Source organism: Streptomyces albipurpureus (assembly GCF_023701525.1).
GTDB classification, from domain to species: domain Bacteria; phylum Actinomycetota; class Actinomycetes; order Streptomycetales; family Streptomycetaceae; genus Streptomyces; species Streptomyces albipurpureus.
The window spans coordinates 208,961-223,977 of sequence record NZ_JAMQAW010000032.1 but is presented as its reverse complement, the minus strand read 5'-3'; the positions used below and the strand labels follow the sequence as shown (position 1 = coordinate 223,977).

At 69.5% G+C, this 15,017-nt stretch carries 10 protein-coding genes; 6 read left to right on the top strand and 4 right to left on the bottom strand.

Features of this window, described 5'->3' with window-relative positions; translation table 11 throughout:
* Positions 1-552 precede the first annotated feature (552 nt).
* The 6 genes from NBG84_RS26505 to NBG84_RS26480 all read left to right on the top strand — a co-directional run bounded on the left by NBG84_RS26505 (position 553) and on the right by NBG84_RS26480 (position 8,921).
* Complete coding sequence (locus tag NBG84_RS26505; RefSeq protein ID WP_250922120.1) at positions 553-1,614, top strand: gluconolaconase; 1,062 nt, start codon at positions 553-555, stop codon at positions 1,612-1,614.
* Between the two features lie 117 nt (positions 1,615-1,731).
* Positions 1,732-4,170: an MMPL family transporter gene (locus NBG84_RS26500; protein ID WP_250922119.1), complete on the top strand. Its 2,439-nt coding sequence runs from the start codon at positions 1,732-1,734 to the stop codon at positions 4,168-4,170.
* A 292-nt stretch (positions 4,171-4,462) separates the two neighbouring features.
* The gene (locus NBG84_RS26495) at positions 4,463-5,215 is read left to right on the top strand and encodes an HAD family hydrolase (protein ID WP_250922118.1); all 753 of its coding nucleotides are present in this window, start codon (positions 4,463-4,465) and stop codon (positions 5,213-5,215) included.
* Complete coding sequence (locus NBG84_RS26490) at positions 5,212-6,873, top strand: FAD-dependent monooxygenase (RefSeq protein WP_250922117.1); 1,662 nt, start codon at positions 5,212-5,214, stop codon at positions 6,871-6,873. Before NBG84_RS26495 ends, NBG84_RS26490 begins: the two co-directional genes overlap by 4 nt.
* A gap of 262 nt (positions 6,874-7,135) precedes the next feature.
* Positions 7,136-8,206 (top strand): ScbA/BarX family gamma-butyrolactone biosynthesis protein, encoded by a 1,071-nt coding sequence (locus tag NBG84_RS26485; protein WP_250922116.1) that lies wholly within the window; start codon positions 7,136-7,138, stop codon positions 8,204-8,206.
* A gap of 106 nt (positions 8,207-8,312) precedes the next feature.
* A complete protein-coding gene (locus NBG84_RS26480; protein WP_250922115.1) occupies positions 8,313-8,921 on the top strand; it encodes a response regulator transcription factor in 609 nt (202 codons plus the stop codon).
* Positions 8,922-9,125: 204 nt separating this feature from the next.
* Here the strand turns inward: NBG84_RS26480 and NBG84_RS26475 are convergent, their stop codons facing one another.
* The 4 genes from NBG84_RS26475 to NBG84_RS26460 form a co-directional block, all read right to left on the bottom strand.
* Positions 9,126-10,364 (bottom strand): sensor histidine kinase, encoded by a 1,239-nt coding sequence (locus tag NBG84_RS26475; protein WP_250922114.1) that lies wholly within the window; start codon positions 10,362-10,364, stop codon positions 9,126-9,128.
* A gap of 43 nt (positions 10,365-10,407) precedes the next feature.
* A complete protein-coding gene (locus NBG84_RS26470; protein ID WP_250922113.1) occupies positions 10,408-12,084 on the bottom strand; it encodes a SagB/ThcOx family dehydrogenase in 1,677 nt (558 codons plus the stop codon).
* 62 nt (positions 12,085-12,146) lie between these two features.
* Complete coding sequence (locus NBG84_RS26465; protein WP_250922112.1) at positions 12,147-14,516, bottom strand: TOMM precursor leader peptide-binding protein; 2,370 nt, start codon at positions 14,514-14,516, stop codon at positions 12,147-12,149.
* A complete protein-coding gene (locus NBG84_RS26460; protein ID WP_250922111.1) occupies positions 14,513-14,935 on the bottom strand; it encodes a putative TOMM peptide in 423 nt (140 codons plus the stop codon). Before NBG84_RS26460 ends, NBG84_RS26465 begins: the two co-directional genes overlap by 4 nt.
* Between the last annotated feature and the right edge of the window lie 82 nt (positions 14,936-15,017).

The window sequence follows — 15,017 nt, the reverse complement described above, 5'->3', positions numbered from 1 at the left end:
TGCATCCCATCACCCGAGTCACCAGCGAACCGGATCACCACCCGATCCAGCCGACGAACCTCCTTCACCGGGATGGGGGCCGACACCGGCTCGGCCTCTTCGACGTCTACCGTGTCTACCGTCACGCGAATTCGTCCCCTTCTCCATGCTGATTGCGCCCCGGTCGTCTGCACGGCTTCGGCACATTGACGCGTAGAACGCTAGACAACCGGCCTTGAGTCAAGCCAAAGTGCCGCCCGAACGTCCCCGGGCCGTCCCACAGCTCCCCGATGCTCTCGACTGGCCCCAGGACGGGTACCCGCCGCCGGTTCTCCCGTAAGGCGGCAGGCGCGAGCAGCAGGCCAGGCAGCAGGACGGCAACCGTCCGGCATCGGGGTCCAGTGCCCGTACAGCGGTTCTCCAGAACGCCTGGCGACGCTTTCCACGTCGGCGGAGCCGGATCTCGACGGTCCCACCGGCGGTGCTCACCGTCCGTCTGCCGCGGACCCGCTCCATTCCGTTCCGCGCCCCGCCCACCACTTCCGTACTCCGGACCGCTCGAAGGAGCCCACATTGGACCCGTCAGTTCAGGCATCCCGCCGTACTCTGCTGCGCATCGCGGCCGCGGGCGCCGCGGGTGGGGCCCTCGCCGCGGCCCCGCTTCCGGCGTTCGCCGCCTCCTCCCCGAGCGGTGGCTCCTCCCCCGCGGTCGACCGTTCCCCCCTGCCTCGTACCCTCACCGTCACGGCCCCGGGCCTCTATCCGGAGGGCGTTGCCTGGGACCCCAGACGCAAGGCCTTTCTGGTGGGTTCCACCGCGCAGGGCACCATCTCGGTGGTGGGCGCCGACGGTTCCCTCACCCCGCTGGTCGCACCGTTCGCCAGGGTCTCCGTGATCGGCATCCATGTGGACACCGCTCACGGCAGTGTGGAGGCCGCGTACAGCGACTACTTCTTCCGGCGGATGGGCATGGTGGACACCTCGCTGCCCCCGGTCAATGGTGTGGGCGTCTTCGATCTGACCACCGGAGCCGTGCGCCAACTGGTCCCCGTCTCAGCCGGGGAGAGCGAGCCGCGCACCAATGACCTCACCTCGGACCGACATGGCGATATCTATGTCACGGACACCGAGGCCGACACCGTCACCCGGGTGAGTCGCGCCGGTGAGGTGCTTCAGGTCATCCGTGATGAACGGTTCACCGCAGCGGGCACCGGGCCCAACGGTATCGTCGCGCACCCCGCCGGGTTTCTGCTGATGGGCAAGTACGACGGCGGCCGGCTCTTCCGCATCGACCGCCCGCGCGCTGCCCGCCCGGTCGTGCGTGAAGTGCGGCTCGACCGTCCGCTCGCCTCCATCGACGGCCTCGCCCTGCGTCGGGACGGTTCGCTGATCGCTGTTGTCAACGATCTCTCGCTACCCGGTGGGATGACCGGCAGGGACGCCGTGGTGGTCCTGCGGTCCACCGACGGCTGGCGTACGGCACGCACACTGCGGGACCAGACATGGCCGCTCGCCGATCCCACCACGGTGGCCGTGACCCCCTATGGCGACTATGTCATCAGCGGTGGCCTTCGAGAGATCCTCTCCGGCGTTCCCTCCTCCACTCCCGGCCAGTTCCAGCTGCGCCGACGCTGACGGCCGCTCCAACGCCGTACGCACCAACCCCATCCGCCCCACCGGTGGCGGGCCTGCTCCGCGAGGACTCCTCCCGGCACCTTTGCCACCGGCCTTGACCCACCCTGGAGTCCTGGCATGCCACATCCCACGCGCACCGGCGCACCGCCGCGCACCGAACCCACGCCGAACGGTCTGTTCACCGCCCTGGCCAAGCTGAGCTGCCGTCGGCCCCGGCTGCTGCTGCTCGTCACCCTGGTGCTGCTGGCCGGGGCGGTGGTCCTCGGCAGCGGGGTGGCCGATCGGCTGCGCAGTGGGGGCAGCGGTGGGGTCGTCGACCCCGCTTCCGAATCGTCCTACGCCGCCGGGGTGCTGGAACGGGAGTTCCCCGGCGCCCGCCCCAATCTGGTGCTACTGGCCAAGGCCGACGGTGGGAGTGGCCCCAGCGGAGTTGACGCACCGGTCATCGCGCGACAGGGCAAGGACCTTGCCGCCCGGCTGGCGAAGGTGCCCGGCGTCACCGGTGTGTCGTCCTACTGGAGCACCAAGTCAGCGGCCTTACGCTCGCAGGACGGCCGCGAGGCCCTGGTGGTCGCCCGTATCGACGGGGACGAGCTGGCGGCGGAGCGGACGTTGAAGGAGCGGGTCGTCTCCCGCCTCGACGGTCGGCAGGGCGATCTCACCGTGCGGATCGGTGGCAGTGTCGCCGTCCAGCACGAACAGCAGAAGCTGATCAGTGAGGACCTGATCCGTGCCGAGCTGATCGCCCTGCCGATCACCCTGCTGATCCTCATGGTGGTGTTCGGCAGTGCGGTCGCGGCCCTCCTTCCGTTGGGGATCGGGGTGATCGCGATCCTCGGTACCAACGCGGTACTGCGGGTCATCACCTCCTTCACCGATGTGTCCGTGTTCGCCACCAATCTCACCACCGCACTCGGTCTCGGTCTGGCCATCGACTACGCCCTGTTGATCGTGCGCCGCTACCGGGAGGAGCTCGACGCAGGAAAGAACCTCCCGGACGCGCTCACCACCACCTTGAACACCGCCGGGCGTACGGTGTTGTTCTCGGCGGCCACGGTCGCCGTCTCGTTGGCCGCGATGATGGTGTTCCCGCTCTACTTCCTGCGCTCCCTCGCCTACGCGGGGATCAGTGTGGTGGTCCTGGCCGCCGTCGCCGCCCTGGTGGTGCTGCCCGCCCTGCTCGTTGTGCTCGGCCCGCGCATCGACGCCTGGGATGTGCGAAAGCTGGTGCGGCGACGCTCCCGAGCAGCGCACCAGCCCAGGACCACGACGGCCGAGCCGGGCGCCGGTTGGGCTCGGCTGGCGCGCTGGGTGATGCGCCGTGCTCCGCTGGTGGCCACCGGTACGCTCGCCGCGCTGCTGCTCCTTGGCGCCCCCTTCCTGAACGTCGACTTCGGTACGGCCGACTACCGCCAGCTGCCCACGTCGGCCGAGTCCAGGGTGGTCCAGGAACACATCAAGGACGGCTTCCGCGGTAGCCCCACCGGGGCCATCGAGGTGGTCACCGAGCGGGCCGGCGCAGCGGAACTCGGCGCCTACGCGAAGGCGTTGTCGGCGCTGCCCGCAGTGGTGCGGGTGGATGGCCCGGCGGGTCGATACGCCGAGGGAGAGCTCTCCGGTCCGGCCCAGCTCTCCCGTACCTCGGGCCAGACCTCCTACCTCACGGTGGTTCCCGCGGTGGAGGCCGTGTCGGAGGAGGGCAAGGAACTCGTCCGCGAGGTGCGGGAGGTGGGGACGCCGTTCCCCGCGCATGTCTCCGGGACCACGGCCGCCTTGATCGACAGCCAGTCCGCGATCGGTCGGGGACTGCCCTGGGCCATCGGCATCATCGTGCTCGCCACCCTGGTCCTGGTGTTTCTGCTCACCGGAAGCGTCCTGGTGCCCGTGCAGGCAGTCCTGCTCAACGCACTGAGTCTGACGGCGATGCTGGGCGCGGTGGTGTGGGTCTTCCAGGACGGGAACCTCTCCGGACTGCTCGGCTTCACCCCCACCGGCAGCATTGAGACCGCGCTGCCGGTGCTGATGTTCTGCCTGGCCTTCGGTCTGTCCATGGACTACGGGGTCTTCCTGCTGTCCCGGATCAATGAGGAACGGCTGCGCACCCCCGACCACAAGGCCGCGGTGGTCGCGGGCATCCGGGGCACCGGCGGGGTGATCACCGCCGCCGCGGTGGTCCTCGCGGTGGTGATGGTGGCCATCGGTACCTCCCGGATCACCAACACCAAGATGCTGGGCCTCGGTGTGGCCCTCGCCATCCTGATGGACGCGATGGTGATCCGTACCCTGCTGGTCCCCGCGGTGCTCTCGCTCACCGGCAGGGCGACCTGGTGGGCGCCGGGTCCGCTGCGCCGGTTGCACGCCCGGTTCGGGATCAGCGAAGGAGGTTCGGGTCAGCCGGTCCTCGACCAGCGGCCACCGAGCGGCACCCTGCGGGCGGTCCCCGACCGGGCAGCGGTCCCCACTCCCCCGCATTCCCCGTCCGCCGACCCCGCCACCGCGCTCCCACCAGCTCCGGTAGAGCACCAACACGCCGAGGCCGCGAACACAACGCGCTGACACACCGCAGTCACCACAGGGTGCGGGAGGACCGGTCGGTCCTCCCGCACCCTTGTCGTATCCGACCCGGCCCGGCTGCTTGCCCGCTGGTCAACACCGATGCTTTGGCCCTGCGCAAGCGGTCGTGCGTAGCGTCCGTGGCACCGCGCTAGGGCGGACGCAGGATCGAGACGGCATCCGTCTCATCCGCCGTGCCAAGCCGGATCAAGGGGGAAGTCCGTTGACAGTCCTGCAACAGGCGGGGACGCGCGGAACGTGCGTACGCCCGGGACCGGTACGAGGAGGAGGGGTCATGGCCATCGACACGGTCGTCGTCGACTACGGAGGGGTTCTCACCAACCCGTTGGTGGAGACCTTCGTGGCCTTCGCCGAGCTGGCCGGGCTGGGGGCGCAAGACCTCGCTCAGGCCTTTGTGGCAGCAACGAAACGATACGGTCACACCCCTATGGCCGCGCTGGAGACCGGGGGGATAAGCGAGCGCCAGATGACCGAGCGCATCCTGGCCGAGCTGCCCAAGGGCGCGGGGGGTGTCCTTGAGGAGGGTCATTCCTTCGGTGAGTTGTGGTTCCGCGGTCGACGTCCCAACGAGCCCTTCCTGGCGTTCCTGCACTCGCTGCGCCGCCGTGGATACCGGTTGGCGCTGCTGACCAACAACGTTCGCGAGTGGGAGCCGCTGTGGCGTGCGCAGCTGCCGGTGGACGAGCTCTTCGAGGTGGTCGTGGACTCGCATCGGGAGGGTGTGCGCAAGCCGGACCCGACCATCTACCGCACGCTGCTCGACCGTCTCGGTGCGGACGCCGGTCGCTGCCTGTTCGTCGATGACACCGAGGAGAACTGCGCGGCGGCGGAGGTACTCGGTATCCGTGCCGTGCGGTTCACCGACACCGACACCGCCATCGAGGAGATCGCCACCGCGCTCGGGCACTCAGCCGAAACGGGCGGCAGTGAGGGGGCACCGGCCGGGCGTTCGTATTCCGGCACCGCGCTGGCCGGGATGCTGGCTGGTGCCGTGCCGGTGGGCGCGCCCCAGGGGAGCCAGCGATGAGCGCGCCGGTCCTGGTCATCGGCGCCGGGCCCACCGGCCTCACCGCCGCCTGTGCCCTGAGGAGCCTCGGTGTGCCCTGCCGGATCGTGGATCGCCGGTCCGGGCCCGGTAGCGCGCCCAAGGGCCTGGTGCTCTGGAGCGGTGCGCTGGAATGCCTCCACCGCATCGGTGTCGCCCACGAACTCGCCCGAGTGGCGATGCCCTTGACCGGGGCCTCCTACTGGTCCGGCGGCCGGCGCATCGCCAAGGCGCGGTTCGGCGGTCTGGAGAACACCGGCTTCCCAGGACCGTTGTGCGTCCCTCAGCCGGTGACCGAGCAGGCTCTGCACCACCGGCTGCAGGAACTCGGCGGCTCGGTCGAATGGGAGACCGAGGCAACCGAGGTCCAGGTGAACCGTGGTCCTACCGACCAGTCGGTGACGGTGACACTGCGGTCACACGGGGCTGAGGAGACCGTGACGGTCCCCTGGCTGATCGCCGCCGACGGAGCGCGCAGCCGGGTACGCGAGAGTGTGGGCATCCCCTTCGAGGGGCACACCTTCGACCGAACGTTCCTGATCGGGGACGGCCGACTGGAGGGTGCGCCGACGGACGCCGAGGTACAGCACCACATCACACCCGCTGGTGTGCTGGTGATCGTTCCACAGCCGGGCGGCCATCGGGTCTTCTTCGACACCGAACCCGATGGGCAGAGCGAGCCGCCCACCATCGAACAACTCCAACTCCTCCTCGATGAGCGCGGCCCCGGTGGACTGCGGCTGGAAGGCATCTGGTGGTCCAGCCGCTTCCGGGTGCACGCCAAGGTCGCACCGCGCTTCCGCGACGGGCCGGTACTGCTCGCCGGAGACGCGGTGCACGCCCACACCACGGCCGGGGGCCAGGGACTCAACACCGGTGTCCAGGACGGCTATGACATCGGTTGGAAGTTGGCTTCGGTCATCCGGGGGTGTGATCCCTCACTGCTGGAGAGCTTTGAAGCAGAACGCCGACCGGCATCGGTACGGGCGGTCCGCAGTGGGGACCAGCAGACCAGGATGTGGCTGCTGCGCACTCCGCTGGCACGCGCGCTACGGAACTTCGCGATGCGCGCGCTGTCCGGCACCGGAGTGCTGGAGACCAAGGTGGTCCCCCTTCTCGCCCAGCTCGATCTGGACCACTCCAGGAGTGTCGCGGTGGCCGATCTGGCGGGTGCGGGGAATGTACCGCGCGCCATGCGGCTCGGTCGGCGGGCCCCCGAGCTCCCCCTCACCCCGGTGCACGGCACGGCGGTGGTGTCACTCCATGCCCAGCTGGCCGCTGGGCGCCACACCTTGCTCGTCTACGGCGACACCGCGGGGGAATGCGCCGTACAGGCGGCCGCGGCCCTCCGAGCCCGAGGCGCGGCCGACACGGCCAGGGTGCTCTGGGTGCGCCCGGGCGGTGCCGCGGTCGACCAGGCCGCGAAGGACGCGGGGTGTGATGTCGCCCGCGACCACAGCGGGGCGTTCGCCGGCGCCCGGGCACCGTGGTTGGTGTACATCCGCCCCGACGGTGTGATCGGCGCCCGCGGCGGCCCCGCTGGTCTTGCCGCACTGCTCACCCGGATGCCTTCCCGGCCATCCCAGCTCACCACAACACCCCTGTCCCGCGCCGAACCCGCACGCGCCGCCCGGTCATAACCCCGCCGGCCACCCCGTACGCCTTCGGGGCCATGCCACTGCGGACCGCGCCCGCCCGGTGCTTCAGACCATCGACCGCTTCGGCGGCCCCACCGTGCGCGAGGGCGCGTACGCACCCACTCCAGCTGCCCGTCCGATGGGCAGTCCAACGGCCGCGGCCTCAGCACACGCATGCAGCACACCCGGATGGGCTCGCCATGCCCACGGACCCCGGGGGAAGCAATCGCTCCCCCTGACCATTGTTGTGAAGGGAAGACCCGCTATGTCCATCACCACCTCCTCGCCCCTGTCCAACCCGACCGCAACGCCGCTGGCGACGCCCCCGACTCCCACCGCGGACAAGGCGGCCGCCCACGTTGACGGCGGTGAACCGACGAGAGCTCCCGTACTGAGCTATGACGCGACCGTTCCGCGCGCGCTCGTCCATCGGTCCTCGATCGCCGAGGTCTTCGTCACCGACTCCATCCAGACCGGCGAGGACAGCTTCACCGTCGCAGCCCAGCTCCCTCGCGGCCATCTCATCGGTGAGACCTCACCGCTGTACGACTTCACCCTGCTGGTCGAGGTGGTCCGGCAGGCCGGGGTACTGGTCGCGCACCGGCATCTCCATGTGGCCCTGGCATCGGCGTTCATCTTCCGCGATCTCAATCTCCGTACCACCGGGTTCGAGCCCCTGCGGATCGGACTGCGTCCCGCGGATCTCGTGGTCACGATGGACGCCCAGCCCAAGCGCAATCGGGCCGGCCGGGTCCAGGGGTTCACCTTCACCGGAGGAATCCAGGTCGATGGGGAACTGGCCCTGGAGGGTGAGGGCGGGCTGCTGATCCTGTCGACGTCCGCCTATCGGGTGCTCCGCGGCAAGCGGCAGGTACCTGATCACCCGGGCTTCCTCCTGCCGCGTTTCACCGCGGCCGAGCCGGCCACCGTGGGTCGGCGCGATGCGCGGAACGTCTTCATCACCGACCCGGTCGCCGAGTCGGAACAAGGGCTCTTCACCGCGCAGTTGGTGGTCGACACGACCCACCCGCACGTCTTCGACCACCCGTTGGACCATGTGCCCGGCCACCTCCAGATGGAAGCGGCGCGCCAGGTGGCCATCGCCTCCGTCGCGCGTCTGCACGGGCTGGACCCCTACACCCTGACCATAGCCTCCATCACCACCAACTTCTCGGACTACGCGGAGCTGGACCAGATCACTCGACTCAGGGCGACCGTGGAGGACTTCCGCTGGCACGACGGGCTACGCACTTGCACAGTTCCGGTCTCGGTAGAAGCGCTTCAGGAAGGGAAGACCACCACTGCCCTGCGGCTTGAGGTGGCACAATGGAGCTGAGTGAAAAAAGAAAGACGTTTGCAGAAATCCCACGCATTGCCTGTATCAAGTAGCATTTCCGCCCAAAAGGTGTCGGCCGAATGACCGAGCCCGACGGGGGACCGCTTTGATACGCATCCTGCTCGCCGAGGACATGCACATGGTTCGCGGGGCGCTGGTGGCACTGCTGGCGCTGGAAGACGACTTAGACGTGGTCGCCGAAGTCGAACGCGGTGACACCATCGTCAGTACCGTTCTGGAATTCCGGCCGGATATCGCCATCATTGATGTCGATCTACCCGGCCTGGATGGCCTCAGCGCCGCCGCGCTCCTGGCCGAGCAAGCGCCCTGGTGTCGGACGCTGATCCTGACGAGCCTGGGCAGGCCCGGGACGCTCCGCAAGGCACTCGCTGCACGGGTCGGCGGTTTTCTTCTCAAAGAAGCGCCGCCGGCCCGGCTGGCCTATGCCGTACGGGAGGTGGCGGCCGGGAAGCGGGTGATTGACCCCCAACTGGCCCTGGCCGCCTTCGACAACGGCGAGAATCCCCTGACTCCGCGCGAGGTGGAGGTGTTGCGGCTGGCCGCGGATGGAGCGGAGGCGGCCGAGATCGCGATCCGGCTCTTCCTCTCGGTGGGGACCGTTCGCAACTATCTGACGACGATCGTCACCAAGCTCAACGCTCGCAATCGGGTGGACGCCATCAGGGTGGCGCGCGAGAGCGGCTGGCTGATCTGATTCCCCCAGGGGCCATCCGATCGCCCAACCCGGCTGGCCGGCGGGCGGGGTGGCCTCGGCGTTCCCCCCGGAGCGGCTTCCTGACGGGAGTGCCGCTCGACCCTGTGCCCCACCGCCCGGTTGGCCTCACCCCGCTCACCGCTCCCCCAGCGCGCCCCGGTGCCGGTGCCGGCACCGGGGCGGTGATCCCGGCAGCTGATCCCCTCAGTCGCCCGCGCCCGCGGTCAGCCGGGAGGGAGCCTCGGCGCGTAGCAGGAACCAGCCGTCCTCATCGAGGCCCGAGGTGAGTCGACCGCCGATCGCGGTGAGTCGGAACTGGAGGTTCTGCAGACCGCTGCCGTCCCGAGGGGGAGGCACCACTGTGGAGTCCGACAGGGCCCGTTCCACTCCGTCGTTGACGATCGTCAGCACAGCGTCGCCGGATGGCTCGGTCCAGCACGCGATGCGGCAGTTCTCCGCCTTGCTGTGGCGCAGCAGATTGGTGACGGCCTCCCGCAGGACCGTGGCCATGATGGTGTCGACCTCGCCCTCGGACAGCCTGCCCTGGATATCGACGGTCGCCCGGATGCCGCCCGCCTCCAGCACCGCCTGGGCCGAAACCGCCTCGGTGGCCAAGGACATGTCCCGATAGCCGCGCGCGACCGTGCGTACGTCGGAGAGGGCCTGGCGGGAGATCTCCAGGATGCTCTCCAGTTCCGCCAGGGCGCGATCGGCCTCACCGTGGACCAGCCGACGGGCCAGCTCGCTCTTGAGGGTGATGGCCGACAGGCTGTAGCCGAGCAGATCGTGCAGATCGCGGGCGAACCTCAGCCGCTCCTGGGTGACCGCCAGTCGAGCGATCTCCTGTTGCGCCTCCTGGACCTCGACCACCAACTCGGCCAGCCGGCTGAGTCCGTAGACGATCAGCCCGGTCAGTACGGTGGAGACCGCGATGTACACCGTGGCGAGCAGGTCCATGCCGAGGAGCGGTCCGGTCGCGCAGGCCACCAGGCCGACCAGTGCGAACAGCGGCCAGGCGACCGCGGGACGGAGCACCAGGAGTACGGACGCGCCGAAGAAGCCCGCCATGCCGCCCCACCCGAAGCCGAGTGCGAGCAGCGGTAAGTAGGTCAGTAGCGCCTGGACGGCGAGGGTCCAGCGGCCCCAGCGCGCGCGTAGGTGCCTGAGGTGGTAGGAGGAGTGCAGCAGTTGCAGCACGAAGATCACGGTGAAGCCGATGGCGGAGGCCGTGAGGGTGAAGGTCGCCGGCTCCTCGCCCAGGATGTTGACAAACCCCACAAGAACGAAACCGCACTCCACCAACACCAGGATGCTGAGGGCGAGTTGTGGTGGTGGGGCACCACGTCCCAGCTTGTACACCGCCGATGAGAGAGCGGGAAGGCCGCCGACACCAGGGTCGGTGTCCCGTCTACCGGAGGTGTTGGCCCTGTCCGAGCGCGTCATGGCATCCTTCATGCATTCCCCCGTGAAGAGGCATCACAGGAGATCAGTCCATGGGTAGAGCCTGAACTCCGGTGCCAACTTGTGGATTAGACCTGTGAAAATCGTGCCGCACTGCGGCGGATTGCGCCAGTTCCTCAGGGAGCGTGCCGAGGACAAACCCCCCGACACTCGGCTCAATTCGCCAATCAAGGCCCGTGGCGCGGGCTGCGAGGTCGATATCGCCACTTCCCAGAGCACAGGAAGCCAGTCCCATCGCGGTACCCACCAGATACAGATTCTGCGTCACCGCACCCACGTGCTTGAGCGTTAGCGCATACGGCAGGCCGCTGTACTTCCACGCCAGTCGATGGATGCGGGAGGTGATGGTGATGACCACGGCCGGAAGGTCGGTCAGCCCGGCCGCCACCCGCGCTTCGGCGAAGAGTTCCGCCATGGCCGACTTGTGGTCGGTGTCGCCGACCTGAACGAGACAGTGCTCCAAAGGTGCGTAGTAGTGAATTCCGGGTGGAATACCGGCACAGTCACGGACGGCGAGATAGAACTCCAGCTCATAGGCCCGGCCGCCGCTGGGGTAGGGCCGGTCGGTGAAGGCTCCCTCCTCGCTGTTGCGCGTCCCGTCGTGGAGGGAGCGCACCCGCAGGGCCCGGAAGAGGAACTCCCCCAGCACATCGGCGGTCAGTCGCTCCGAACCGAAGGATCGGATGCTGCGGCGGCCTTCGAGTACGGTGCTCAGCGGTGGATCGCTGGCGGGCATCTCGTTCGGGGACGGCCTGGCGAGAGCGATCCGCGGGCCGTCCGGCAGCGGTTTGACGGCGGGGGCCGGGCCCATCCGGTCGGCGAGCGGATAGGTGGCGCCGAAGTCCGCGTCATGCCTGCCGAGCGTGGAGCGGGTGTGGAACAGCAGATCGACGGCGGACCACGAGGCCAGCGCCGGGTCCTTGTCCTCGGCGAAGCCGGGGGCGGTCTGCTGAAGCGGACCGAGCCCGTGCACGGCGCCGGGGGATGTCTCGACCCCGCCCATGTCGTCGGGCGGGGGCGACGGTTCAGCGGGGACCACCATTCCGGTCCCCAGCAGATGGGAGATGATCTCTTGGGTGGCCTCGGCGGGCAGCGGCACGGCCGCGACGACCTCGGCGCCGGTGATGGGGCGCCCCAGCATCCCGATCACCCAGGAGGCTTCGGGACAGTGGAGCACCACCCGGTGGAGCGAGGTCGGGGACTCCAGTACGAAGCCCCTTCCCTCGCTGCGGAGGAAGGCGAATTGGGAGAGGCGGATCGGGTGCTTCTCGTCCACCTTCGTGGGTCCGTACCGGGCCGACTGCGAGATCGGCACCACGGACATCAGTAGATGGTCCGGGCTGTCCAACCCCAGTGAGCGCACCACCAGGTGCTGAAGGCGCTGGAGCACCAAAAGGATCTCCGCCAGTGAGCCTTCGACCTGCGAACCGCCCAAGCCCCCCTCGTGGCCCGAGGGGGGCAGGGCCGCCGGGGCCACCACGTTCGCCAGCGAGATGGGTCCCAGTCTCATCCGTCGTAGCGCCTCGCGCACCGCGGGGCTCGCGTGGCGCATGCGGACCTCACCCCAGCGTCCCGACAGCACGACGGCGCCACTGGGGCAGCCGGTGTCCACCAGCACGTCCTCGCGGAGCGCCCACAGCGAGAGGGTGCGCCGCCCGCGGCGTACGGTCGGGTGGGCGTCGAATGACCTCTCGGTTGGCATGGGGACTCCTGAGCGGGACGCGGGGGAGAGCCGTCGGGACGGCCCGGGGTCTTAGACAGACATCAGACGAACAGGGGAACGGGGTTGAGATCGCCGTACGGGGTGGGTACGTCGAGCCGGCCGAGTCGCACCGGTACGTCATACAGTCGCCCGGGGGCGTACCTGGCCCAGAAGTGGCGTAGGCCAGGTACGACGACCTTCACCACGGGGATGCCGATGTCGGGCCTGGTCTGGTCGAGGACCAAGAGATCCAGTCGGTGCTCGCGCAGCAGGGTGACGACGGCCTCGACGTCATCCCGTAGATCGGACCGGTGCCGATGGTCGAAATCGGACGGCCCGTGCGCGGGCGTGGTGGGGTCGGGTAGGAGGTAGGGCTGGTTGCGGACCGTCGCGCCCCACCACCAGCCGAGCGGCTCCGGTGCGGTGACGCCGTAGCCGGTGCCATCGGGGCGGGCCTGGACGACGGCGGGGAGCAGTTGGTTCATCTCGGTGAGGGCGCGCCGCAGCGCGAGGGCGGGATCGAAGTGGGCGCCGAAGCCGAACATGATGTCCTCGGCGGGCTTGTCGGTGCGTCGGGAGAGCGCCGCGAACACCGGGACGCCGAGGTCGGCGGTGAGGTCAAGGACCCATACCTCTCGGTGGAGCTCTCGATAGACCCCGAGCAGCTCCTCGGTCCACGCGTCGCCGAACCCACCCCCGTCGAGGCGAACGGCCGGTTGACTGGTGCGGTTGTACCACCACAGCGCCACCGCGTCCCGTTCCACGAGTTCCAGGAAGCCGTGGAGTATCGCGTCCTCCAGACTGCTGCCGGCGGCATTGCCGTTGGAGTCGGCGCGTAGGGCGTGCCGGCCGGCCGGCGGCGGTGCGGTGCAGTCCGCGGAACCGCCGAAGTAGAGCATTCCGGTCGGTAGCAGCCGCTGCCGCTGCTCGGTGAGCGACCACAGCGGGGTCCAGTCCACCGCTGCCCGGTCGTCGAACGGCTCGGGCACGTACTGGTAGGCCGAGTGCAGGGCGTTCCAGCGGTCGCGTTCACGGAACTGCCGCGGCGCGTAGAGCTGGCAGGCATCCGGGGACAGGGCGGTGTCCCCCAGGTCACGCAGACTGTCCCGGATGCGTGGTTCATCGCCCTGCAATGTGCCGCTGTACCGCTCCAGCGCCTCACAGAGCGCGCTGACCTCGGCTTCCTGGGCCGTGCTCCCCTTGCCGCCGCTGACCTGGCGTAGTCCCGCCCGCAGTTGGGCGAGATCCGCGCCGCCCGTGGCGGGGTTGCGACCCGCGAGATAGCAGTGCATGGCCGCCGGTGCCCGGGGATCGCGGCGGATGTTGTCGACCACGCCGGTCACCGGGCTCACCAGATGGCGGTACTGGTCGTGCACTTCCCCCACGGAGCGGGCGCGATGCCCACCGCCGATCTGGGCCGTCTTCGGCCGGGAGACGAGCGTGACCGGGCGACCGACCTGTTCCGCGACCAGCGCCGGGTTCCCGCAGTCGGGACACTGCGGTCGGCGGCGCAGGTCATGGTGCCGGCTCGTCAGGGACAGGGTCTCCAGGGTCAGTACCGAGGACTGGCCGAAGTAGCGGTAGCCGGCGAGCCATTTGGCCGCTTCCAACGCGGTGAGCTGGGCCGCCGCGGCACTGGAGGAGGTCACCCGGGCGGCAGGGCGGGGCACGGGCCCGTTGAGCCCCAGTGCCCGTCGCACGGGGGCTTCGGAGAGCCGGTGACCGCCGAGCCGGTGGGCCAGACAGGACCAGCAGGCGCCGACCCCGGGCTGGAACACCGGGCCGAGCCAGGCGGTCGACCCACCCGGCCGGGTGAGCAGCCAGGGGCGTCCGGTGACCTGGTGCTGAGCGTCGATCTCGCGCAGTTCCGGGTTGAGGTAGTCATCGCAGACCACAATGGACAGTCGTGGGGCAGGAGTGGTGAGGCCGCCGTCTCGGCCACCACCGCTCGCCACCGTCAGACCGGCGGCCTCGCAGGCCTCCACGGTCGTCTCCGCGTTGGCGCCACCCGCGATCAGCACTTCGACGCGGGCGGTGGCGAGCCGGCCCAGGGCATCGGTTCCGTCGAGGCCGGCCAGTTCCCAGTAGGCGCGGGCGTGTCCGCGCGCCGGATCGCCCGAGACGTCCGGGGCGGCTCCCGAGTACCCCACGAGCCCGGCCTGGGCCAGTCGCCCGATCAGCCTTCCCGCCTGTTCGGCGGGGATGGTCCTGGCTGCTTCGCGCAGGACGGACGGCAGATCCCTGGTGCCGTCCAACAGCGGTACGAGGGCCTCTATCTGCCCGCCCTGAAGTGCGGTGACGCCGCGGTCGGAGAGCAGATAGGCCGCGTCCCCCGCGACGACTTCCGCCCTCAGATGGCTGCGGAAACCCACGCGCCGCCCTCGCGTGGATTCCGGGGAGCGCGCGGGGCGCTCTCCATGGACGGCAGTCACCGCAGGGTCGTCCCGTTCGCGGCGGAGAAGGCCGCAGAGAAGGCGGTGGAGAAGCTGTGGTCCGAGGGCTCGGAGTCGCTCGTCGACCCGGTCAAGGACTCGGTCTCCAAGCAGAAGCAGAGCTGGGCCTGAGCCACGGCCGGCCGGGTGAGCTCCTCGATCGTCAGCTCGCCGAGCGCGTTCGCGGCGGCCAGCATCGGAGCCTGCTCGTCGATGTCCAGTGAGACCCCGAACTCACCGAGGACGGAACGAGCGTCGGTGCGGTAGCGATCCGCGAGGTTGGGCTCCAGCCAGATGTGTGCCATCACTTCGACGAGCCGGTCCTGGGCGATCGATCTCTCTTGTGCGAACGCACCCCCGGGGGATGCGGTCTCCGTGCCAGCCGTGCCATCGGGAGCGAAAAGGGTGATTCCGTTCACGTGGTCCTCCGCTTTCATCCTGAATATGTCCGTCGGAGCGCCGTGTCTGAGCGGCTGGGACAAATCTTCCGTGGCTCAAGTG

Bases quoted from the DNA above. Each gene is read 5' to 3' on its own strand.
- NBG84_RS26500 (WP_250922119.1), top strand. From the start codon at position 1,732: ATGCCACATCCCACGCGCACCGGCGCACCGCCGCGCACCGAACCCACG.
- NBG84_RS26495 (WP_250922118.1), top strand. From the start codon at position 4,463: ATGGCCATCGACACGGTCGTCGTCGACTACGGAGGGGTTCTCACCAAC.
- NBG84_RS26490 (WP_250922117.1), top strand. From the start codon at position 5,212: ATGAGCGCGCCGGTCCTGGTCATCGGCGCCGGGCCCACCGGCCTCACC.
- NBG84_RS26485 (WP_250922116.1), top strand. From the start codon at position 7,136: ATGTCCATCACCACCTCCTCGCCCCTGTCCAACCCGACCGCAACGCCG.
- NBG84_RS26475 (WP_250922114.1), bottom strand. From the start codon at position 10,364: ATGACGCGCTCGGACAGGGCCAACACCTCCGGTAGACGGGACACCGAC.
- NBG84_RS26470 (WP_250922113.1), bottom strand. From the start codon at position 12,084: ATGCCAACCGAGAGGTCATTCGACGCCCACCCGACCGTACGCCGCGGG.